Origin of the sequence: Pseudomonas sp. MBLB4136, assembly GCF_051904765.1 — a bacterium.
GTDB lineage: Bacteria > Pseudomonadota > Gammaproteobacteria > Pseudomonadales > Pseudomonadaceae > Aquipseudomonas.
Genome location: NZ_CP196713.1, coordinates 2,058,540 through 2,080,584 on the forward strand (window position 1 = coordinate 2,058,540; position 22,045 = coordinate 2,080,584).

The 22,045-nt window shown below is 63.7% G+C and carries 16 protein-coding genes; 15 read left to right on the forward strand and 1 reads right to left on the reverse strand.

Annotation, left to right across the window (positions count from 1 at the left end):
• The first annotated feature begins 41 nt into the window (after positions 1–41).
• The 11 genes from ercA (at position 42) to ACSX1D_RS09575 (ending at position 14,453) form a co-directional block, all read left to right on the forward strand.
• Positions 42–1,205 carry an alcohol dehydrogenase-like regulatory protein ErcA gene (gene ercA / locus ACSX1D_RS09525; protein WP_439861995.1) on the forward strand — a complete coding sequence of 388 codons (1,164 nt, stop codon included), beginning with the start codon at positions 42–44 and terminating at the stop codon, positions 1,203–1,205.
• Positions 1,189–2,931, forward strand: a complete 1,743-nt coding sequence (locus tag ACSX1D_RS09530) for a hybrid sensor histidine kinase/response regulator (RefSeq protein WP_439861996.1) — start codon at positions 1,189–1,191, stop codon at positions 2,929–2,931. The genes ercA and ACSX1D_RS09530 overlap by 17 nt, the downstream gene beginning before the upstream one ends.
• 378 nt (positions 2,932–3,309) lie before the next feature.
• On the forward strand, positions 3,310–4,689 hold the full coding sequence (locus tag ACSX1D_RS09535) for an L-serine ammonia-lyase (RefSeq protein ID WP_439861997.1): 1,380 nt from the start codon (positions 3,310–3,312) through the stop codon (positions 4,687–4,689).
• 70 nt (positions 4,690–4,759) lie between these two features.
• The gene (locus ACSX1D_RS09540; protein WP_208709643.1) at positions 4,760–5,767 is read left to right on the forward strand and encodes a GlxA family transcriptional regulator; all 1,008 of its coding nucleotides are present in this window, start codon (positions 4,760–4,762) and stop codon (positions 5,765–5,767) included.
• Positions 5,768–6,133: 366 nt separating this feature from the next.
• Positions 6,134–7,345 carry a M24 family metallopeptidase gene (locus ACSX1D_RS09545; protein WP_439861998.1) on the forward strand — a complete coding sequence of 404 codons (1,212 nt, stop codon included), beginning with the start codon at positions 6,134–6,136 and terminating at the stop codon, positions 7,343–7,345.
• Between the two features lie 248 nt (positions 7,346–7,593).
• Positions 7,594–7,842: a hypothetical protein gene (locus tag ACSX1D_RS09550; RefSeq protein WP_439861999.1), complete on the forward strand. Its 249-nt coding sequence runs from the start codon at positions 7,594–7,596 to the stop codon at positions 7,840–7,842.
• A 481-nt stretch (positions 7,843–8,323) separates the two neighbouring features.
• Positions 8,324–9,109 (forward strand): creatininase, encoded by a 786-nt coding sequence (locus tag ACSX1D_RS09555; RefSeq protein ID WP_439862000.1) that lies wholly within the window; start codon positions 8,324–8,326, stop codon positions 9,107–9,109.
• A complete protein-coding gene (locus ACSX1D_RS09560) occupies positions 9,106–10,806 on the forward strand; it encodes a BCCT family transporter (protein ID WP_439862001.1) in 1,701 nt (566 codons plus the stop codon). Before ACSX1D_RS09555 ends, ACSX1D_RS09560 begins: the two co-directional genes overlap by 4 nt.
• Before the next feature lie 340 nt (positions 10,807–11,146).
• Positions 11,147–12,358: a M24 family metallopeptidase gene (locus ACSX1D_RS09565; protein ID WP_439862002.1), complete on the forward strand. Its 1,212-nt coding sequence runs from the start codon at positions 11,147–11,149 to the stop codon at positions 12,356–12,358.
• A gap of 83 nt (positions 12,359–12,441) precedes the next feature.
• Entirely contained in the window at positions 12,442–12,750 is a 309-nt protein-coding gene (locus tag ACSX1D_RS09570) for a hypothetical protein (RefSeq protein ID WP_439862003.1), read from the forward strand.
• A gap of 245 nt (positions 12,751–12,995) precedes the next feature.
• On the forward strand, positions 12,996–14,453 hold the full coding sequence (locus ACSX1D_RS09575) for a sodium:solute symporter family protein (protein WP_439862004.1): 1,458 nt from the start codon (positions 12,996–12,998) through the stop codon (positions 14,451–14,453).
• A gap of 206 nt (positions 14,454–14,659) precedes the next feature.
• On the opposite strand, the gene ACSX1D_RS09580 is transcribed toward ACSX1D_RS09575, so the two are convergent.
• Positions 14,660–15,676 carry a GlxA family transcriptional regulator gene (locus ACSX1D_RS09580; protein ID WP_439862005.1) on the reverse strand — a complete coding sequence of 339 codons (1,017 nt, stop codon included), beginning with the start codon at positions 15,674–15,676 and terminating at the stop codon, positions 14,660–14,662.
• A 426-nt stretch (positions 15,677–16,102) separates the two neighbouring features.
• Here ACSX1D_RS09580 and glyA point away from each other — a divergent pair, with 426 nt between their 5' ends.
• The 4 genes from glyA to ACSX1D_RS09600 all read left to right on the forward strand — a co-directional run bounded on the left by glyA (position 16,103) and on the right by ACSX1D_RS09600 (position 22,029).
• Positions 16,103–17,356 (forward strand): serine hydroxymethyltransferase, encoded by a 1,254-nt coding sequence (gene glyA, locus ACSX1D_RS09585; protein ID WP_439862006.1) that lies wholly within the window; start codon positions 16,103–16,105, stop codon positions 17,354–17,356.
• 62 nt (positions 17,357–17,418) lie between these two features.
• Positions 17,419–18,669, forward strand: coding sequence for a sarcosine oxidase subunit beta family protein (locus ACSX1D_RS09590; RefSeq protein ID WP_439862007.1), 1,251 nt, complete (start codon positions 17,419–17,421; stop codon positions 18,667–18,669).
• A 16-nt stretch (positions 18,670–18,685) separates the two neighbouring features.
• On the forward strand, positions 18,686–19,015 hold the full coding sequence (locus ACSX1D_RS09595) for a sarcosine oxidase subunit delta (protein WP_439862008.1): 330 nt from the start codon (positions 18,686–18,688) through the stop codon (positions 19,013–19,015).
• Complete coding sequence (locus tag ACSX1D_RS09600; RefSeq protein WP_439862009.1) at positions 19,012–22,029, forward strand: sarcosine oxidase subunit alpha; 3,018 nt, start codon at positions 19,012–19,014, stop codon at positions 22,027–22,029. Before ACSX1D_RS09595 ends, ACSX1D_RS09600 begins: the two co-directional genes overlap by 4 nt.
• Positions 22,030–22,045: the final 16 nt, after the last annotated feature.

The following is a 22,045-nucleotide window of genomic DNA, read 5'->3' on the forward strand; positions in this document are numbered from 1 at the left end:
TAGTCTGGCGCTAGTCAGAACAACAACAGGCAGGCCGTAGTGTGAGCCCCGATATCAGTCTTCACCGCAAGTTCGTCTCGCCGGAAATCATCTTCGGCGCCGGCTGCCGTCATAGCGTGGGCAACTACGCGAGCAACTACGGCGCGCGCAAGGTATTGCTGGTGTCTGACCCCGGGGTAATGGCGGCCGGCTGGGTCGCCGACGTGCAGGCCAGCCTGCAGCGCCAAGGCATCGAGCATTGCCTCTACACCCAGGTATCGCCCAATCCGCGCGCCGAGGAGGTGATGCTCGGCGCCGAGCGCTACCTCAGCGAGGGTTGCAACGTGATCGTCGCGGTCGGCGGCGGCAGCCCGATGGACTGCGCCAAGGGCATCGGCATCGCCGTGGCCCACGGTCGCAACATCCTCGAGTTCGAGGGCGTGGACACCCTGCGCGTGCCCAGTCCGCCGCTGATCCTGATTCCCACCACCGCCGGCACCTCGGCGGATGTGTCGCAGTTCGTGATCATCTCCAACCAGCAGGAGCGGATGAAGTTTTCCATCGTCAGCAAGGGCGCGGTGCCCGACGTGTCGCTGATCGATCCGGAAACCACCCTGAGCATGGACCCCTTCCTGTCGGCCTGCACCGGCATCGATGCGCTGGTGCACGCCATCGAGGCCTTCGTCTCCACCGGCTCGGGGCCGCTGACCGACTCCCACGCCCTGGAGGCCATGCGCCTGATCAATGGCCACCTGGTGGCGATGATCGCCAACCCGGCGGACATCGCCCTGCGCGAGAAGATCATGCTGGGCAGCATGCAGGCCGGCCTGGCCTTCTCCAACGCCATCCTCGGCGCCGTGCATGCCATGAGCCACAGCCTCGGCGGCTTCCTCGACCTGCCCCACGGCCTGTGCAATGCGGTGCTGGTGGAGCACGTGGTGGCGTTCAACTACAACTCGGCGCCGGAACGCTTCAGGATGGTTGCCGAGACCCTTGGCATCGACACCCGCGGGCTCACGCACCCGCAGGTTCGCCAGCGCTTGATCGAACACCTGACCCAGTTCAAGCACGCCGTGGGTTTCCACGAAACCCTGAGCCTGCACGGCGTCAGCACCGCCGATATCCCCTTCCTGTCGCAGCATGCGATGGAGGACCCGTGCATCCTCACCAACCCGCGCGAATCGAGCCAGCGGGATGTCGAGGTCGTCTATGCCGAGGCCCTCTGACCAGCAGCGCCAGGCGCTCACCGAGCTGCTCGGGCTGGGCAGCCATTCGGTGCGCAAGAGTCACTACCCGGAACTGCTGGCGCGCCTGGAAGAGCTGGAGGCCGAGCGCAATCGCTATAAGTGGCTGTTCGAGCACGCCGTGCACGGCATCTTCCAGGCCAGCTTGCAGGAGGGCATGCGGGCGGCCAACCCGGCCCTGGCGCGGATGCTCGGCTACGACGACCCGCAGCAGGTGCTGTGGTCGCTGACCGACCTGGCCGAGTACCTGTTCGTCGGCGGCGGCGAGGAGCTGCAGCATATTCGCGACGCCCTGCAGCGTCAGGGCGGCCTGTTCGGCTACGAGACCCAGTTGCGACGCAAGGATGGCCGGGTTATCGACGTGCTGATGAACCTGCTGCTCAAGCCGGACGAGGAGGGCCTGTTCGAGGGTTTCGTCGCCGATATCAGCGAGCGCAAGCAGGCGCAGCAGCGCCTGCAGCAACTCAACGACGAGCTGGAGCAGCGGGTCAGCGCGCGCACCGCCGAGTTACAGGAAGCCAACCGCAACCTGCTGCGGCAGATCGTCGAGCGCAAGCGCGTCGAGCAGGATCTGCGCGAGGCGCGTGACGCGGCAGAGGCGGCCAACCACAGCAAGGACAAATATCTGGCGGCAGCCAGCCATGACCTGCTGCAGCCCTTGAATGCGGCACGCCTGCTGATTTCCACCCTGCGCGAGCGCCGCTTGCCGGACGCCGAGGGCAATCTCATCGAGCGCAGCCATCAGGCCCTGGAGGGCGCCGAGGACCTGCTCACCGACCTGCTGGAAATCTCCAAACTGGACCAGGCGGCGATCAAGCCGGATATCGATGTATACCGCCTGGGCGAGCTTCTCGCGCCGCTGGCCTCGGAGTTCCAGCCGGTGGCCGCGGAGGCGGGGCTGGCGCTGAAGGTGCGCATTGCCGATTGCACGATCAGCACGGACTTTCGCCTGCTCACCCGCATCCTGCGCAACTTCCTGAGCAATGCCTGCCGCTACACCGAGTGTGGCGGCATCCTGCTCGGTGCGCGCCGGCGCGGTGAGTTTCTCGAACTGCAGGTCTGGGACAGCGGCCGGGGAATCGCCGAAGACCAGCTCGACAGCATCTTCCTCGAATTCAACCAGCTGCAGGTCGGCCGCGCCGCCGAACGCAAGGGGGTCGGCCTGGGGCTGGCCATCGTCGACCGGATCGCGCACATGCTCGGTTACCAGGTCATCGTGCGCTCGCAACTGGGGCGGGGCTCGATGTTCGCCATCCGGGTCCCCCTGGCCCAGCAGCCCAGCCCGGTCGCCAAGACCGTGTCGACGCCGCGCAACCTGGTCGGTGATCCGCTGCCAGGGCGTCGCCTGCTGGTGCTGGACAACGAAGTGAGCATTCTCGACAGCATGTCTGCCCTGCTCGGGCAGTGGGGGTGTGAGGTGATCACCGCAATCGACCTGCCCGCCGCGCTTCAGGCACTGGGTCGGCAGGTACCCGATGTGATCCTGGCCGACTTCCACCTCGATCACGGGGTGACTGGATGCGAGGTGGTGCGGCAATTGCGCGAGCATTTTGCCTGCGCCATTCCCTCGGTGATCATCACCGCCGACCGCAGCGACCAATGTCGCCGCGAACTGCAGCGCATGGCTGTGCCGCTGCTCAATAAACCGGTCAAGCCAGGCAAGCTGCGGGCGGTGCTCAGTCAGTTGCTGGGGACGCCTGACCCATGATGTGGCCATGGCATTGAGGCAATGCCTCGATTGTCATGACCGGTCGAGCTGAGGCCATCTTCCAGTCGTGGATTGCAGGGTGCGTCCTGCCGCGTCCTGAGCAGGCCCTGGGGCCCGCTGCGGCCAGTTGTGCTCGCCTGCTAGATCATCTGGCGGCCGTGCTAGCCCAAGCGCTCGAACCCCATCCTCTTTCCGGTCGCCTGCTATAGCTGAATAAGCACGGGCATGTGCTGGGGCATTGTGTCCCGGCTTGGATTGACCTGCGAGGGCGACGCTGGACAACTCTGTGTCGAGGTTAGACAGATTTTGTAGCCGCTAGCGGCCGAGAATCCTCATCAGAGCGCGCACCTGATGGTGCGCAGTGATCGAGGATTCGCTATGGCCATCAGTGTGTTCGACCTGTTCAAGATCGGTATCGGGCATTCCAGCTCCCATACCGTCGGCCCCATGCGCGCCGCGGCGCTGTTCGTCGGTGCCCTGCGCGAGCGTCGCCTGCTCGAGCGCGTCGGCCGTGTCGAGGTGCGCCTGTACGGTTCGCTGTCGGCCACCGGCGTCGGTCACGGCAGCGACACCGCGGTGATCATGGGCCTGATGGGCGAGTGGCCCGACAGCATCGACCCGAGCCAGATCGCCCCGCGCGTCGAGGCGCTGCGCGAGAGTGGCCAGCTGCAGCTGGACGGGCGCCTGGCGGTGGCCTTCGACTGGCAGCGCGACATGCTGCTGCTGGAGGAGAACCTGCCGTACCACCCCAATGCCATGACGCTGACGGCGTTCTGCGGCGAAGGCCGCGAGCTGCACAGTGACACCTACTACTCGATCGGCGGCGGCTTCGTGGTCGACGCCGAGCAGGCCGCCGCCGGCCAGCTGGATCAGGACAGCACCCGGCTGCCCTACGACTTTTCCAGCGCCGCCGAGCTGCTCAGCCTGTGCAAGCAGCACGGCCTGCGCGTGTCGCAGCTGATGATGGAGAACGAGAAGGCCTGGCGCAGCGAGGCGGAGATCCGCGCCGGCCTGATGCGCCTGTGGCAGGCCATGCGTGACTGCGTGGACAATGGCCTGAAGCACGAGGGCATCCTGCCCGGCGGCCTCAACGTCAAGCGCCGCGCCGCCAAACTGCACCGCAGCCTGCAGGAGATGAGCAAGCCCAACGTGATCGGCTCGACCCTGAGCGGCATGGAGTGGGTCAACCTGTTCGCCCTGGCGGTGAACGAGGAAAACGCCGCCGGCGGGCGCATGGTCACCGCGCCGACCAACGGCGCGGCGGGGATCATCCCGGCGGTGCTGCACTACTACGTGCGCTTCAGCCCGGCGGTGAGCGAGGCCGACGTGGTCGACTACCTGCTGGCGGCCGCCGCCGTGGGCATCCTGTGCAAGAAGAACGCCTCGATCTCCGGCGCCGAAGTGGGTTGCCAGGGCGAGGTCGGTTCGGCCTGCGCCATGGCCGCCGCGGGCCTGGCGGAGATCCTCGGCGCCACCCCGGAGCAGCTGGAGAATGCCGCCGAGATCGGCCTGGAGCACAACCTCGGGCTGACCTGCGACCCGGTCGGCGGCCTGGTCCAGGTGCCGTGCATCGAGCGCAACGCGATCGCTGCGGTGAAGGCGATCAACGCCGCGCAAATGGCCCTGCGCGGCGACGGCGAGCACTTCATCTCGCTCGACCGGGTGATCCGCACCATGCGCGACACCGGTGCCGACATGCACGACAAGTACAAGGAAACCTCGCGCGGTGGCCTGGCGGTCAGCGCGGTCGAGTGTTGAGCCCAGTAATTCATTCGTTAGTGAGCCGCTTGCCGCTCCATTGCCAGGCCGTTACCGAGGAGATATCCCCATGTCCGCTTACCAGGCGCTGAAGCAGCCGGCAGAGGTTGCGATCCAGACGATCGGCTTCATGCTCACCGACGAGTTCAGCCTCATAGCGTTGGCTGCAGTACTGGAGCCGTTGCGCCGCGCCAATCAGTTTTCCGGCAGCAACCTGTATCGCTGGCGCACCCTGACGGTGGATGGCCGGCCGGTGCGGGCCAACAGCGGCATGCTGGTCACGCCGGACGGTGCCGCCACGTCCGAGGACGAGCTGGATGCGTTGATCATCTGCGGTGCGGAAAACATCCAGCGCCGCTGCGACCCAGAGCAGATTCGCCTGCTGCAACGGCTGGCCGATCGAGGCACCCACCTGGGCAGCCTGGGTTCTGGCAGTTGGCTTCTGGCCAATGCCGGTCTGCTGGACGGCTATGAATGCTGCACAAGCTGGGAGTACCGGGTCGATATGCAGGAAGCCTTTCCCGGCGTCGTCCTCAGTAGCCGGCATTTCGTTCTGGATCGTGACCGCTTCACCGCGGGGAATGGCAGCGACGGGGCGGACATGATGCTCCAGCTGATCCTGCGCAGCCATGGCCCTGTGCTGGCGCAGGCGATCGGCGATACGCTGGTGCTGGAGCGCATCCGCAGCGAGCAGGTGCCTCAAAGATTGACGCTACGGCAGACCTTGGGCAGCGCCCAGCCGAAATTGCAGGAGGCGATCGGGTTGATGGAAGCGAATCTCGAGGAGCCCATCGAGTTAGGGCGGCTGGCGAGCTTTGTCGGCCTGTCTCGGCGCCAACTCGAGCGATTGTTCTGCCAGCATCTGCACTGTTCGCCATCGCGTTACTACCTGAAGTTGCGGCTGCTGCAGGCCCGCCAGCTACTGAAGCAGACGAGGCTATCGATACTGGAAGTCGCCACCGGTTGTGGATTCGTATCCCCGCAGCATTTCTCCAAGTGCTATCGCGAGCACTTCGGCGCGGCCCCGAGTCGCGAGCGTCAAAACAGTTCGCCGCGCGCTGCGTTGGCCATGCACTGACCTAATCAACGCCTGGATTTTCTTTAGGCTCGCCCGTGCGACATAGCACCGGCGGGCCTTTTTTTTTGTTTTCCGGAAACGCGTGGGGGCGCAACCAATGCCCGGTGCGAGGCAAGCGCGCAGTCGGTGTTTATGTGCATGGATTGGGCCAGATCGCGCCTTGTGCAGGCTCCGTTCCGCTGGGCTCCGAAGGCCATTGTCCGCCGCGTGGCCAGTGCCTGGAGGGCGCTCCAGGCGGGGTAGCGGATCTGACCAATTTCGGGTCGGAAACGTACAAAAACGGCCTGCGGGCATCTGGTGCAATGCTTTCCAACGGCTCGCCAAACCGGCGGACCGAGTCACTGGAAAACAAAAAGGATTCACGCCATGCAAATGCCCAAGACGATCCGGATTCAGAACGGCGAAAAGGTCAAATCTACTTTCTCCGCTCAGGAGTATGTCAACCGCCAGGCCAAACTGCGTGCCCACATGGCAGCGCAGGACATCGACGCCGCGGTATTCACCTCGTACCACAACATCAACTACTACAGCGACTTCCTGTTCTGCTCGTTCGGTCGTCCCTACGCCCTGGTGGTGACCCAGGACGACGTAGTCAGCATCAGCGCTAACATCGATGGTGGCCAGCCTTGGCGTCGCACCGCCGGTACCGACAACATCGTCTACACCGACTGGCAGCGCGACAACTACTTCGTCGCCATCCAGCAGGCGCTGCCGAAGGCGCGTCGTATCGGCATCGAGTACGACCACATCAACCTGCAGAACCGCGCCAAGCTGGCCGACCGCTACCCGGGCGCCGAACTGGTCGACATCGCCGCCCCGTGCATGGGCATGCGCATGATCAAGTCCGCCGAAGAGCACGAGATGATCCGCCATGGCGCGCGCATCGCCGACATCGGTGGCGCCGCCGTCGTAGAAGCGCTGCGTGACCAGGTGCCGGAGTACGAAGTGGCCCTGCATGCCACCCAGGCCATGGTGCGGGAGATCGCCCGTACCTTCCCGGACGTCGAGCTGATGGACACCTGGACTTGGTTCCAGTCCGGTATCAACACCGACGGCGCACACAACCCGGTGACCACCCGCAAGGTGAACAAGGGCGACATCCTCAGCCTGAACTGCTTCCCGATGATCGCCGGCTACTACACCGCGCTGGAGCGCACCCTGTTCCTCGACCACTGCTCCGACGACCATCTGCGCCTGTGGCTGGCCAACGTCGAAGTGCACGAGGCCGGCCTGAAGCTGATCAAGCCGGGCATGCGCTGCAGCGATATCGCCCGCGAGCTGAACGAGATCTTCCTCAAGCACGACCTGCTGCAGTACCGCACCTTCGGCTACGGCCACTCCTTCGGCACCCTCAGCCACTACTACGGCCGTGAAGCCGGGCTGGAGCTGCGCGAGGACATCGACACGGTGCTCGAGCCGGGCATGGTGGTGTCCATGGAGCCGATGATCATGCTGCCGGAAGGTCGTCCGGGCGCTGGCGGCTACCGCGAGCACGACATCCTGATCGTCAACGAGCAGGGCGCGGAGAACATCACCAAGTTCCCGTACGGGCCGGAGAAGAACATCATTCGCAAGTGATGTGCGAAACAAGCGGCGCAACGCCGCTTGGTTACTACGTTCCTGGCCCACAAGGTGCGGAGGAGTTTGCGCTTCCGTGCCTTGCCCCTGTCTATCAAGCCCGATGCAGCCAAGGCCCATTACAGAGTGTCAGGCAAGAACGCAGCGGACGAACAGGCATATCAGTGCCAGCGCTTGCCCTGTGGCGAGCAGTCAATCTCCTTTCAGCGCTTGCAGCTGGCGGGCCTTCCTGGCGAAGGTGATTCATCTTGGATGTCACCGCGGAAAAAATACTGTCTTACGTAGAACGCCGCGAACTTTATGATCGGTTGATGAATAGCTTCGCTCTCAATCTATGCAATGAAACCGCGATGAAGCCCTGGCAGCCCACGACTCAACAGCACCCTGAGATCGGCATGGGCGAGCTGGCGACAAGTCCGTTGGTTGCTGAGTGCCGTGCAGCCCTCGTGCGGATGCACCGCGAAGGACGTCTGTCGGGTAGAGCTAACGGAACCTGATCTTTTATCCCGCCGAGACGCTGGTCGGTGGCGGAGCAGCGCGCATGTTCGGCGAGGGACCGTTCGAGCGTTTTCCTTGATGCCCCTTTTTTGGTGCCAACGAGTAAGCGTTCGTGAGCGTCCGCAGCAGAGCCGAAACTGGCTATCTGCTGGTACTGCTGACGGTAGGAAGCGTACTCGCAGCCAGCTTCCTTGCTGCCAACGCGCTGGTTGGTGGTTCCGCCCCCCAAGAAAGAGTGGCCACCTGCTTGTTTGCACAGACAGGTATCACCCCGGCACCGCCCGAATGCACTGGCCGCCGCTGCCGCTCCTAGAGGGCGGGCAGATGATCAACGAGGCGGCACATAGGCGTGCGCCGGGCCGCATCCTGGCGAGTGTGGCCAACTTAGGGTCGGGTATGTACAAAAACGGCACTGCTGCTTCTGCTGCAATGCCAGGCAGTGAGAGGCCATCTGTGCCTGCACTCTCAGGAGACGAATCGATGACTAGAAGCGTTTTTGTAGGAGAGCTGACCTGGAAGGAATACGAATCCAGGGTCAGTCGAGGCGATTGCGTGATGATGTTGCCGGTAGGTGCATTGGAGCAGCACGGCCACCATATGTGCATGAATGTCGATGTGCTGCTTCCCACCGCCGTATGCCAGCGGGTCGCCGAGCGCATTGGGGCGCTGGTCCTGCCGGGGCTGCAGTACGGATACAAGTCGCAGCAGAAGTCCGGCGGTGGCAACCACTTTCCTGGCACCACCAGCCTGGATGGCGCCACCCTCACCGGCACGGTGCAGGACATCATCCGTGAGCTCGCACGCCATGGCGCGCGCAGGCTGGTGCTGATGAATGGCCACTTCGAGAACTCGATGTTCGTAGTCGAGGGTATCGATCTCGCCCTGCGCGAGCTGCGTTATGCCGGCATCGACGATTTCAAGGTGGTGCTGCTGTCCTACTGGGATTTCGTGAACGACCCGCAGGTAATCGCCCAGCTCTATCCCGAGGGCTTCCTCGGCTGGGACATCGAACATGGCGGCGTATTCGAGACCTCGCTGATGCTGGCGTTGTACCCCGAGCTCGTCGACATGAGCCGTGTCGTCGACCACCCCCCTGCAAGCTTCCCCCCCTATGACGTCTTTCCCATCGTGCCGCAGCGAACACCTGCATCCGGCACCCTGTCCTCCGCGCGCGGCGCCAGCCGGGAGAAGGGGGAACTGATTCTTGACGTCTGTGTTGCGGGAATCGCCGCCGCGGTGCAGGAGGAATTCGAACCGCTTCGTTGATTCGACCACTTCGTACGCTCGACCAGCACCCACAAGAACAATCAGAGGGCTGTAACATGAAACCAGAAGAATGCGCGGTCGAGGCCGCGCCCACGCTCTTGAGTCACGACCTGAGGAGTGACTTGCACGAGGCCAGTGTAGCGATCTCGCAGAGTCCCTGGCTCAAGGGCCTCAATCCAGTTGTCACCCTTGGTTCACTGGCGATTATCGTCGGCGTGATCTTCGCGGTACTGGGATTTCAGGAGGAGGCGGCGGCGCTCTTTGATCGTGTCCGCAGCGGCATCACCTACTACTTCACCTGGTACTACGTGCTGATCGCCGCGTTGTTCCTGATCTTCAATGGTTGGCTGGCGTTCAGCCGTTTCGGCAGCATCCGCCTCGGGCACGCCGACGAGAAGCCGCAGTACGGGTATTTCTCCTGGTTCGCCATGGTGTTTTCAGCTGGCCAGGGCATCGGCCTGATTTTCTGGAGTATCGCCGAGCCGATCTTTCACCTGCAGAGCAACCCGTTCGCGGCCGAGGGCATGAGCCCGGAGGCGGCGGAAAGCGCCATGCGCATCACCTTCTTTCACTGGGGGCTGCATGCCTGGTCGATCTACTGCATCGTTGCGCTGGCGTTGGCCTATGCCGCGTACCGCAAGGGCCTGCCGCTGACCATCCGCTCCACGCTGCGGCCGCTGTTCGGCAAGCGCATGGATGGCCCGCTCGGCCATACCGTGGACATCATGGCCATTCTGGCCACCATCTTCGGCGTGGCGACATCCCTGGGCCTCGGCGCGCAGCAGATCAACGCGGGCCTGAGCCGCCTGGTCGGGCTGGACAGCTCGGTGGCGGTGCAGTTGGCGATTATCGCTGTGATCACCCTGGTGGCGATGTTCTCGGCGGTCTCGGGGGTCGATCGGGGGGTCAAACGCCTCAGCGAGCTTAATATCTGGCTGACCGTGGCGCTCGTCTTGTTCTTCTTTATCTGGGGGCCATCGCGTTACCTGATCATGTCGCTGGTCGACGCCACCGGCGATTACCTGGCCAGCTTCATCGAAATGAGCTTCTGGACCGACGCCAGCCATCAGGACCCGGCCAAGTGGGAAGGCTGGAAGTCGAGCTGGCAGGGCTGGTGGACGGTGTTCTATTGGGGCTGGTGGCTGTCCTGGGCGCCTTTCGTTGGCGTGTTCATTGCCCGCGTTTCCCGCGGCCGCACCATCCGCGAGTTCATTTTCGGCGTAATCGGCGTGTCCTCACTGCTGACCTTCATCTGGGTCGTCGCCTTCGGTGGTACGGCGGTGAGCAATGAGCTGTTTGCCGACGGGGGTATCAGTGCCGCGGTTTCCAAGGATGTGGCCAATGCCTTCTTCGCCACTGTCGACTCCATGTCATTGGGCGGGTTGGGGACCATGGCGCTCTGGTTGGGCGCGGTGCTGGTGGCCACCTACTTCATCACGTCTTCGGATTCGGCGACCTTGGTGATGACTACCATCATGTCCCATGGTGCTGTGCATACCGCGACCCGCCATCGCGTGTTCTGGGGCGTGCAGCAGGGCTTGGTAGCGGGCGTGCTGCTGGTTGCAGGAGGGGCAGCATCTCTGGCCACACTGCAGACTGCCGCCATCGCCAGTGCGCTGCCGTTCTCTGTGATCATGCTGTTGATGTGCGCAAGTCTGGTGCGGGCACTGCAGCAAGAGAGCATCTCCAAGGACTGAGTCAGACCTGGGGCGGTGACCCTTCCGACACCCACTCGGGGACCGAGAGCGGAACGCCCATGAAGACAAAGCCACGGACTTGGAGAAGTCCGTGGCTTTGTGCTGTCAGTGCTCCGTGTTGTGGTCAACAGACACCGTGTGGAGTGATGGCAGGGCGTCAGGACAGGCGCGGCAGGCCGAGGCAAGCTCGGGCCTGGGGAAGCCCAGGGACGGCAAGCGGATCTGACCAACTTCGGGTCGGAAACGTACAAAAGCGGCAGAAGTGCATCTGGTGGAATGCTTTCCAACGGCTCGCCGAACCGGCGGACCGAGTCACTGGAAAACAAAAAGGATTCACGCCATGCAGATGCCCAAGACGATCCGGATTCAGAACGGCGACAAGGTCAACTCCACTTTCTCCGCCCAGGAGTATGCCAACCGCCAGGCCAAACTGCGCGCCCACATGGCGGCGCAGGACATCGACGCCGCGGTCTTCACCTCGTACCACAACATCAACTACTACAGCGACTTCCTATTCTGCTCGTTCGGTCGTCCCTACGCCCTGGTGGTGACCCAGGACGCCGTGGTCAGCATCAGCGCCAACATCGATGGTGGCCAGCCGTGGCGTCGCACCGTCGGTACCGACAACATCGTCTACACCGACTGGCAGCGCGACAACTACTTCGTCGCCATCCAGCAGGCCCTGCCGAAGGCGCGCCGTATCGGCATCGAGTACGATCACATCAACCTGCAAAACCGCGCCAAGCTGGCCGACCGCTACCCGGGCGCCGAGCTGGTCGACATCGCTGCCCCGTGCATGGGCATGCGCATGATCAAGTCCGCCGAAGAGCACGAGATGATCCGCCATGGCGCGCGCATCGCCGACATCGGTGGCGCCGCCGTCGTAGAAGCGCTGCGAGACCAGGTGCCGGAGTACGAAGTGGCCCTGCATGCCACCCAGGCCATGGTGCGCGAGATCGCCCGTACTTTCCCGGACGTCGAGCTGATGGACACCTGGACCTGGTTCCAGTCCGGTATCAACACCGATGGCGCGCACAACCCGGTGACCACCCGCAAGGTGAACAAGGGCGACATCCTCAGCCTGAACTGCTTCCCGATGATCGCCGGCTACTACACCGCGCTGGAGCGCACCCTGTTCCTCGATCACTGCTCCGACGACCATCTGCGCCTGTGGCTGGCCAACGTCGAGGTGCACGAGGCCGGCCTGAAGCTGATCAAGCCGGGCATGCGCTGCAGCGATATCGCCCGCGAGCTGAACGAGATCTTCCTCAAGCACGACCTGCTGCAGTACCGCACCTTCGGCTACGGCCACTCCTTTGGCACGCTCAGCCACTACTACGGCCGTGAAGCCGGGCTGGAGCTGCGCGAGGACATCGACACGGTTCTCGAGCCGGGCATGGTGGTGTCCATGGAACCGATGATCATGCTGCCGGAAGGTCTGCCGGGCGCCGGTGGCTACCGCGAGCACGACATCCTGATCGTCAACGAGCAGGGCGCGGAGAACATCACCAAGTTCCCCTACGGGCCGGAGAAAAACATCATTCGCAAGTAATGTCCGGCCGGAGCCGTGCCTTCCACGCGGGGCACGGCTCCTCCACCGTCGCCAACAAGGCCGACCGGCCAGGAGGCAACCAGATGAATACATCCAGCCTGTTTTTCGGTGGGGTGTTTTTCGCGGCAGACGGGAAGCGGTTTAGTTGTTTTCAAGAAAATCGCGGGTATCCGCGCCTGGATCCGCTGGATAAGTCAGATAACAGGTCAGTTAATTCGCGACTTATCCGTAACCACCGTGAGTCGAAGTGCTTCGCCTGGCAGTTTGCCCGCGATTGTCTTCTCGGCCTGGACCGCAACAACTCTTCGCAGTGGGTTAATCACCTGTTGTACAGCCGATCCTGCACGGCGCCTGCTAACAGGATCAAAGACCACCACACAGGGAAAACCTGACCAAGTCCAATCGATATGCACTCAGTGTGCGGAGTTGTGACGAAACCCATTACCTCACTTGAATGGACGTAGTCGTTTCGTTACTTCGCCAGCAATTATTACAAATACAAGAATGAGGCTTTGAATATGAACTCCTGGGTACTGACGCTCTTCGTGGCGCTCAACATTCTCATGTTCCTGATCGCGGCTGGAACCTATCTGTGCCGCTCCGCCAAAGAAAAAGCCGGACAGCGAGGGTAAGCACAATGGACTTCTATGAACTGTTCAATTGGGGCCTGCTGCTCGTCACCTTCGCGGTAATGATCGGAATCGGCTTCCTCTCCTCGCGTAAGGTCAAGGACAGCGATGAAGGCGGGTTTCTTCTCGCGGGCAGGAGTCTCGGCGCTTTCGTCGGTGCGAGCACCATAGTGGCCACCGGCTTCAGCGGCTGGGGCTTCATGGGGTCGCCGGCGGTGGCTTACGAGTTCGGGGCCATCGAGCTGCTGGGCAACTTCTTCTTCGCTCCGGCGATCATGATCGCGGTGCTGTTCTTCGCCAACCACATGCAGAACCGCGCCATTCACATGGGCAGCAATACCATCCCCGAGTACATCGGCCAGATTCATGGCGGCGGTGCCGGTGGGCGACTGCTGCAGGGTGTGGCGGCGTTCATGACCATCATCCTGCTGATGGTGTTCCTGGTCAGCCAGATCAAGGCGGTCGGCATGCTCGGCGCGTCCTGGCTGAACATCGAGATGACCAGCAGCGCCTGGCTGATGATTTCGGTGATCATCCTCTACACCATGCTGGGTGGCCTGGCCGCCGTGGCCTGGACCGACACGGTGATGGTCTGCGGCATGGCCCTGGCGGCGATCGTGATCATGGTGCAGATGTTCACCAGCGTCGATCTAGGGCAGTGGCAGGCCAACCTCAACGCCATCAATCCCAGTCTGCTCAACCCGGAGACCGCGGCGCCCTATGGCCAGAGCAAGGGGTCGGTGTTTCTGGTGTTGCCTTACGCCTTCCTGTTTGCCGCGGTGCTGCCGTACATGGCGATCCGCTTCCTCGCCTTCAAGCCGAACGTGAAGATGCACAAGGTCGGCATCTACGTGGCGATTCTCGGCGCGTTGCTCAGCCTGATCCCGCTGGTTGGTCTGTACATGCGTGCCTTCGGTCCGCAACTGGCCGATCCGGACGGCGCCATGCCGATGTACCTGCAGACCTTCATGCACCCGGCGCTGCAGGGGATCATTACCCTGTTCATCATCTTCGCCATGAAGTCCACCGCCAATTCGATGCTGCACACCGTAGCGTCGGCGACCTCCCATGACCTGCGTCTGGCGCTGAACAAGCATGCCGAGGTGGACTCGCCCCGTGCCCTGACCGTCAACCGGATCGCGGTAGTGGTGTTGGGCCTGCTGGGCCTGCTGATGATGATGTATGCGCCGCCGTTCATGCTGTCCTGGCTGGGCATCCTCGGCTCCGGCACCCTGCTGGCGGCGATGATCGGTCCGGTGTTCATCTCCACCTTCTGGCAGGGCAACGTGGCCGGTGCCCTGGTGGCGATGCTGGTGGGCTTCTTCACCAGCGGCGGGCTGCTGTTGAGCACCGATATTGGTTGGGTCGAAGGGCCGCTGATCGGTTGCCTGGCCTCATCGGTAACCTATGTGCTGGTCTCAATGCTGACGCGTGCGCGGGTGTCGGTGCCGCGTCGCGCTCGGTAAGTCTAGGGGTTAGACGAAGCCACGGACTCAACAAAGTCCGTGGCTTTTTTCTGTCTGTGCGCCTGCTATATCGCCTTTAACGCGCTTCGTGGCGGAAATCAGCCAGTCGATCGGCAGCGGCTGGCCCGATCAGCTCAACCAAGCTGCCAATCAGAAGTACTTCAGGTTTAAGCGTAAGGGGGCAGGTCCGCTAGCGTACGCGGTAGCTAATCCAGGGCACTCTGCTTGCGTTCATCCCGTGGCGAGTGGCCGAACAGGCGGCTGTAGCACTTGGAGAAGTGCGCCGGCGAGGCGAAGCCGCAGGACAGGGAGACGTCGCGTACCTGTGCGTCTGTGCGCAGCAGCAGATCGCGGGCGCGGTTCAGGCGCAGCTCCAGGTAGTACTGGCTGGGCTTGCGCTCCAGGTACTTGTGGAACAGTCGCTCCAGCTGACGCACCGACACCTCGTTGAGCTGGGCGAGTTCCTCGAGTTCCAGAGGCTCCTCCAGGTTGGCCTCCATGATTGCGACTATCTGGCTGAGCTTCGGCTGGGCATGCCCGAGCTTCTGCCGCAGCGGCACCCGTTGTTGCTCGCGTGAGCCGCGCATGCGATCGCACAGCAGCAGTTCCGCGGCATGCTCGGCAATTTCCGCGCCACCGGGTTCGCGGGCGATCAGTTGCAGGGTCATGTCCATGGAGGCCGTGCCGCCGGAGCAGGTGTAGCGATTGCGGTCCAGCTCATACAGCTGGTTGGAGATGATGATGCCGGGGAACTTCTCCTTGAGCTGCTCGATGTCCTCCCAGTGAATGGTGCAGCGGTGGCCTTTGAGCAAATCGGCACTGGCCAGCAGGTGACTGCCGGTGCAGATACCGCCGAGCGGCACATCCTGATGGGCCAGTTTGCGCAGCCAGTTGAGCAGGTTGCGGTCGTGCTTGGCCGGAATCGGGTTGGAACCGACCACGAACAGTGCGTCCAGCTCGGGGGCATCGATGATGGAGTGATCCGGCACCACGCACATGCCGTTGCTGGCGCGGACCAGTTCATGGTCCGCGGCGATCAGCAGCGATCGGTACAGCGTGCGCCGCGCCGCCAGGTTGGCCATGCGCAGGGTTTCGATGGCGCAGGCAAAGCCGATGGTGGTGAAGTTGGGGGTAAGCAGGAAACCAAAGGTTTTCACTCGAGGTTCCGGCGCTGCCCTGAGCGGCCTCTCGACCGGTTCCAATGTATTTGACGTTTGCGCCATTTGAAAAAACCTCCACTGCAGTAGCCAGTGCCTTTGCGCGCGAGACAGGCGCAAAGCAGGCTACTGAGGCTCTTGTAGTTCTTGGGCTGCCTGGTACGGCCAGCCAGTGGTCGATTTTACACCCATTCCAGCGCCTATCGATTATTCCCCGGGCGCTATCTGGAGGCCTTTGCCGCGGCCGTTTCGCCGAGCAGAGGTGCCCGCACTTGCCGGGCAAGCCGAACATATTCGTGTCGGAAATGAACAAACGGCGCCTTGGGCCTTTTCGCACAATCCATCGCAACTAGTCCTACCCATCCAGCTCCCGACCAGGTGCGCCATCTATGGCATTGCGGACGTCGGGGCGGGGGATGGGGTTAACCCGTTCGGGCGCAGGGCGGCCCTATACCAACAAGAGCGACTTCAGACTGTCGCAGGAGATCAGCGATGTTCAGCAAACAAGACCAAATCCAGGGCTATGACGACGAACTGCTCGCGGCGATGAACGCCGAAGAGGCCCGTCAGGAGCATCACATCGAGCTGATCGCCTCGGAGAACTACACCAGCAAGCGCATCATGCAGGCCCAGGGCAGCGGCCTGACCAACAAGTACGCCGAAGGCTACCCAGGCAAGCGTTACTACGGTGGTTGCGAGCACGTCGACGTGGTCGAGCAGCTGGCCATCGACCGCGCCAAGCAGCTGTTCGGCGCCGACTTCGCCAACGTCCAGCCGCACTCCGGCTCCTCGGCCAACGCTGCCGTCTACCTGGCCCTGCTCAACGCCAGCGACACCATCCTGGGCATGAGCCTGGCCCACGGCGGTCACCTGACCCACGGTTCCAAGGTCAGCTCCTCCGGCAAGCTGTACAACGCCGTGCAGTACGGCCTGGACACCGCCACCGGGCTGATCGATTACGACGAAGTCGAGCGCCTGGCCGTCGAGCACAAGCCGAAGATGATCGTCGCCGGCTTCAGCGCCTACTCCAAGACCCTGGACTTCCCGCGTTTCCGCGCCATCGCCGACAAGGTCGGTGCGCTGCTGTTCGTCGACATGGCCCACGTCGCCGGCCTGGTTGCCGCCGGCCTGTACCCGAACCCGATTCCGTTTGCCGACGTGGTCACCACCACCACCCACAAGACCCTGCGCGGTCCGCGTGGCGGCCTGATCCTGGCCAAGGCCAACCCCGAGATCGAGAAGAAGCTCAACGCCGCGGTCTTCCCCGGCGCCCAGGGCGGCCCGCTGATGCACGTGATCGCCGCCAAGGCGGTGTGCTTCAAGGAAGCGCTGGAGCCTGAGTTCAAGGAATACCAGGCCCAGGTGATCAAGAACGCCCAGGCCATGGCCAAGGTGTTCATCGAGCGCGGCTTCGACGTGGTCTCCGGCGGCACCGACAACCACCTGTTCCTGCTCAGCCTGATCAAGCAGGGCCTGACCGGCAAGGACGCCGACGCCGCCCTGGGCCGCGTGGGCATCACCGTGAACAAGAACTCCGTGCCGAACGACCCGCAGTCGCCGTTCGTCACCTCGGGCCTGCGCATCGGCACCCCGGCCGTGACCACCCGCGGCTTCAAGGAGCCCCAGTGCATCGCCCTGGCCGGCTGGATCTGCGACGTGCTCGACCACCTCGGCGACGCCGACGTCGAGGCCCAGGTGGCCAGCTTGGCAGCGGGATTGTGCGCGGACTACCCGGTCTATCGCTGAGTTTTCCCTCACCCCCAAGGCCTCTGGCGAGGCTTGGGGGAACAGATTTCAGGAGCATACCCATGCAACGTTATTCCGGCTTCGGCCTGCTCAAGCATTCCTTCAGCCACCACGAGAACTGGCAGCGCATGTGGCGCAACCCGACGCCCAAGCCGGTCTACGACGTGATCATCGTCGGCGGTGGCGGCCACGGCCTGGCCACCGCCTACTACCTGGCCAAAGCGTTCGGCGTGAAGAACGTCGCGGTCATCGAGAAGGGCTGGCTGGGCGGCGGTAACACCGCGCGCAACACCACCATCGTGCGTTCCAACTACCTGTGGGACGAGTCGGCGCAGCTCTACGAGCACGCCATGAAGCTGTGGGAAGGCCTGTCCCAGGACCTCAACTACAACGTCATGTTCTCCCAGCGCGGCGTGTTCAACCTCGGCCACACCCTGCAGGACATGCGCGACATCGAGCGCCGGGTCAGCGCCAACCGCCTCAACGGCATCGACGGCGAGGTGCTCAACGCCAAGCAGGTCGAGGAAATGATCCCGTTCATGGATTGCAGCAAGAACACCCGTTACCCGGTGATGGGCGCTTCCCTGCAGCGTCGCGGCGGCGTCGCCCGTCACGATGCGGTGGCCTGGGGCTATGCCCGCGCCGCCGACGCCCTGGGCGTCGACCTGATCCAGCAGACCGAAGTGATCGGTTTCCGCAAGGAAAACGGCGCGTGCATCGGCGTCGAGACCACCCGTGGTTTCATCGGCGGCAAGCGTGTCGGCGTCGTTACGGCGGGCAATTCGGGGCACATGGCCAAACTGGCCGGCTTCCGCCTGCCGCTGGAGTCGCACCCGCTGCAGGCCCTGGTGTCCGAGCCGATCAAACCCATCATCGACAGCGTGATCATGTCCAACGCGGTACACGGCTACATCAGCCAGTCGGACAAGGGCGACCTGGTCATCGGCGCCGGCATCGACGGCTACAACGGCTACGGTCAGCGCGGCTCCTACCCGACCATCGAACACACCCTGCAGGCTATCGTCGAGCTGTTCCCGATCCTCTCGCGGGTGCGCATGAACCGCCAGTGGGGCGGCATCGTCGACACCTGTCCGGATGCCTGTCCGATCATCAGCAAGACCCCGGTGAAGAACCTGTTCTTCAACTGCGGTTGGGGTACCGGTGGCTTCAAAGCCACGCCGGGTTCCGGCCATGTATTTGCCGCCAGCCTGGCCAAGGGCGAGATGCACCCGCTGGCCAAGCCCTTCGCCATGGACCGCTTCTACAGCGGCGCGCTGATCGACGAGCACGGCGCTGCCGGCGTCGCCCACTAACAGGAGAAATACCGACATGCTGAACATCTTCTGTCCCCATTGCGGCGAGCTGCGCTCCGAAGAGGAGTTTCACGCCAAGGGTCAGGCGCATATCCCGCGTCCGCTCGATCCGAATACTTGCACCGACGAACAGTGGGGCGACTACCTGTTCTTCCGCGACAACCCACGGGGCATCCACCACGAGCTGTGGATTCATGCCGCGGGCTGCCGGCAGTACTTCAATGCCACACGCGACACCATCAGCTACGAAATATTCGAAACCTACAAGATTGGCGAGAAGCCGAGCGTGACGGGCCAGCCGAAGCCGGCTCGCCAGGTCACCCGTGCGTCAGGAGAAAAGGCATGAGTCAGATCAATCGTCTCTCCCAGGGCGGGCGCATCGATCGCAGCCAGCCCCTGACCTTCAAGTTCAACGGCGAGACCTACCAGGGCTATGCCGGCGACACCCTGGCCGCCGCGCTGCTGGCCAACGGCGTCGACATCGTCGGCCGCAGCTTCAAGTACTCGCGTCCGCGCGGCATCGTCGCCGCCGGCGCCGAAGAGCCGAACGCGGTGCTGCAGATCGGTTCCACCGAAGCGGCGCAGATCCCCAACGTGCGCGCCACCCAGCAGGCGCTGTACAGCGGCCTGGTGGCGACCAGCACCAACGGCTGGCCGAACGTCAACAACGACCTGATGGGTATCCTCGGCAAGGTCGGCGGCAAGATGATGCCGCCCGGGTTTTACTACAAGACCTTCATGTACCCGCAGAACCTCTGGCTGACCTACGAGAAGTACATCCGCAAGGCCGCCGGCCTCGGTCGTGCGCCGCGGGAAAACGACCCGGACAGCTATGACTACATGAACCAGCACTGCGACGTGCTGGTGGTCGGCTCCGGCCCTGCCGGCCTGGCCGCCGCCCTGGCCGCCGGCCGCAGCGGCGCGCGGGTGATCCTCGCCGACGAACAGGAAGAGTTCGGTGGCAGCCTGCTCGACAGTCGCGAGACCCTGGATAGCAAGCCTGCCGCCGAGTGGGTCGCCAAGGCCCTCGCCGAGCTGGAGAAGCTGCCTGAAGTGTTGCTGCTGTCGCGCGCCACGGTCAACGGCTACCACGACCACAACTTCCTCACCATCCACCAGCGCCTGACCGACCACCTCGGTGTTGTCGCGCCCATGGGCCAGGTGCGTCAGCGCATGCACCGCGTGCGCGCCAAGCGCGTGGTCCTGGCCACCGGCGCCCACGAGCGGCCGTTGGTTTACGCCAACAACGACGTACCGGGTAACATGCTGGCCGGTGCCGTGTCTACCTACGTGCGTCGCTATGGCGTCGCGCCCGGCAAGCAGTTATTGCTGTCGACGACCAACGATTACGCCTACCGCGTGGCCCTGGATTGGCTTGAGGCCGGCCTGCAGGTGGTGGCCATTGCCGATGCCCGCCCCAATCCACGCGGTGCCTGGGTCGAGGAGGCAAGGGCAAAAGGACTTCGCGTCATCACCGGCAGTGCGGTGGTCGAAACCCGCGGCAGCAAGCGCGTCAGCTCGGCTCGGGTGGCTCGCATCGATGCCCAGACGCATAAGGTCACCAGCCCGGGCGACTGGCTGGACTGCGACCTGGTGGCCAGCTCCGGTGGCTACAGCCCGGTGGTGCACCTGGCTTCGCACCTCGGTGGTCGCCCGGTGTGGCGTGAAGACCTGCTCGCCTTCGTTCCGGGTGACGGCTTCCAGCAGCGCCTGTGCGCCGGCGCGGTCAACGGTGTGTTCGCCCTCGGCGATGCCCTGGCCGACGGCTTCGAGGCCGGCGCCAAGGCGGCGGGCGAGGTGGGCTTCAAGCCGGTGAGCGGCGAGTTGCCGAAAGTATTCGGCCGCCATGAGGAGGCCGGACTGGCGCTGTTCCTGGTGCCCCACGACAAGCCGACGGCGCGCGCGCCGAAACAGTTCGTCGACCTGCAGAACGACGTCACCGCGGCTGGCATCGAGCTGGCCACCCGCGAGGGCTTCGAGTCGGTCGAGCACGTCAAGCGCTACACCGCCCTGGGCTTCGGTACCGACCAGGGCAAGCTGGGCAACATCAACGGTCTGGCCATCGCCGCCCGTTCCATGGGCATCGGCATTGCGCAGATGGGCACCACCATGTTCCGCCCGAACTACACCCCGGTGACCTTCGGCGCCGTGGCTGGCCGCCATTGCGGCGAGCTGTTCGAGCCCAAGCGCTACACCGCGCTGCACGCCTGGCACCTGAAGAACGGCGCCGAGTTCGAGGACGTCGGCCAGTGGAAGCGCCCCTGGTACTTCCCCAAGCGCGGTGAGGACATGCACGCCGCCGTGGCCCGCGAGTGCAAGGCCGTGCGCGACAGCGTCGGTATCCTCGATGCCTCGACCCTGGGCAAGATCGATATCCAGGGCCCGGATGCCCGCGAGTTCCTCAACCGCGTGTACACCAACGCCTGGACCAAGCTGGACGTGGGCAAGGCCCGCTACGGCCTGATGTGCAAGGAAGACGGCATGGTCTTCGACGACGGTGTCACCGCCTGCCTGGCCGACAATCACTTCGTCATGACCACCACCACCGGTGGCGCCGGTCGGGTGATGGAGTGGCTGGAGATCTACCACCAAACCGAGTGGCCGGAGCTGAAGGTGTACTTCACCTCGGTCACCGACCACTGGGCCACCCTGACCCTGTCCGGCCCCAACAGCCGCAAGCTGCTGGCCGAGGTCACCGACATCGACCTGGACAAGGATGCCTTCCCCTTTATGACCTGGAAGGAAGGCAAGGTCGGCGGCGTGCCGGCCCGGGTGTTCCGCATCTCCTTCACCGGCGAGCTGAGCTACGAGGTCAACGTCCAGGCCGACTACGCCATGGGCGTACTGGAGCAGATCGTCGAGGCGGGCAAGCAGTACAACCTGACCCCCTACGGCACCGAGACCATGCACGTGCTGCGCGCCGAGAAGGGTTTCATCATCATCGGTCAGGACACCGACGGCTCGGTGACCCCGGACGATCTCAACATGGGCTGGTGCGTCGGTCGCAACAAGCCGTTCTCCTGGATCGGCTGGCGTGGCATGAACCGCGAGGACTGCCTGCGTGAAGACCGCAAGCAGCTGGTCGGCCTCAAGCCGGTCGACCCGAACAAGGTGCTGCCGGAAGGCGCGCAACTGGTGTTCGATGCGAAGCAGCCGATCCCGATGAGCATGGTCGGCCATGTGACCTCCAGCTACTTCAGCAGCTGCATGGGCCATAGCTTCGCCATGGCCCTGGTCAAGGGCGGTCTCAAACGCATGGGCGAAAGGGTCTTCGCGCCGCTGGTCGACGGCAGCGTGATCGAGGCCGAGATCGTCAGTGCGGTGTTCCTCGACCCGCAGGGCGAACGGCAGAACATCTGAGGCTTCAGCATTCACC

Bases quoted from the DNA above. Each gene is read 5' to 3' on its own strand.
- ACSX1D_RS09535 (WP_439861997.1), top strand. From the start codon at position 3,310: ATGGCCATCAGTGTGTTCGACCTGTTCAAGATCGGTATCGGGCATTCC.
- ACSX1D_RS09540 (WP_208709643.1), top strand. From the start codon at position 4,760: ATGTCCGCTTACCAGGCGCTGAAGCAGCCGGCAGAGGTTGCGATCCAG.
- ACSX1D_RS09530 (WP_439861996.1), top strand. From the start codon at position 1,189: ATGCCGAGGCCCTCTGACCAGCAGCGCCAGGCGCTCACCGAGCTGCTC.
- ACSX1D_RS09575 (WP_439862004.1), top strand. From the start codon at position 12,996: ATGGACTTCTATGAACTGTTCAATTGGGGCCTGCTGCTCGTCACCTTC.
- ACSX1D_RS09555 (WP_439862000.1), top strand. From the start codon at position 8,324: ATGACTAGAAGCGTTTTTGTAGGAGAGCTGACCTGGAAGGAATACGAA.
- ACSX1D_RS09595 (WP_439862008.1), top strand. From the start codon at position 18,686: ATGCTGAACATCTTCTGTCCCCATTGCGGCGAGCTGCGCTCCGAAGAG.
- ACSX1D_RS09545 (WP_439861998.1), top strand. From the start codon at position 6,134: ATGCAAATGCCCAAGACGATCCGGATTCAGAACGGCGAAAAGGTCAAA.
- ACSX1D_RS09565 (WP_439862002.1), top strand. From the start codon at position 11,147: ATGCAGATGCCCAAGACGATCCGGATTCAGAACGGCGACAAGGTCAAC.
- ACSX1D_RS09570 (WP_439862003.1), top strand. From the start codon at position 12,442: ATGAATACATCCAGCCTGTTTTTCGGTGGGGTGTTTTTCGCGGCAGAC.
- ACSX1D_RS09580 (WP_439862005.1), bottom strand. From the start codon at position 15,676: ATGGCGCAAACGTCAAATACATTGGAACCGGTCGAGAGGCCGCTCAGG.
- ACSX1D_RS09600 (WP_439862009.1), top strand. From the start codon at position 19,012: ATGAGTCAGATCAATCGTCTCTCCCAGGGCGGGCGCATCGATCGCAGC.
- glyA (WP_439862006.1), top strand. From the start codon at position 16,103: ATGTTCAGCAAACAAGACCAAATCCAGGGCTATGACGACGAACTGCTC.
- ACSX1D_RS09590 (WP_439862007.1), top strand. From the start codon at position 17,419: ATGCAACGTTATTCCGGCTTCGGCCTGCTCAAGCATTCCTTCAGCCAC.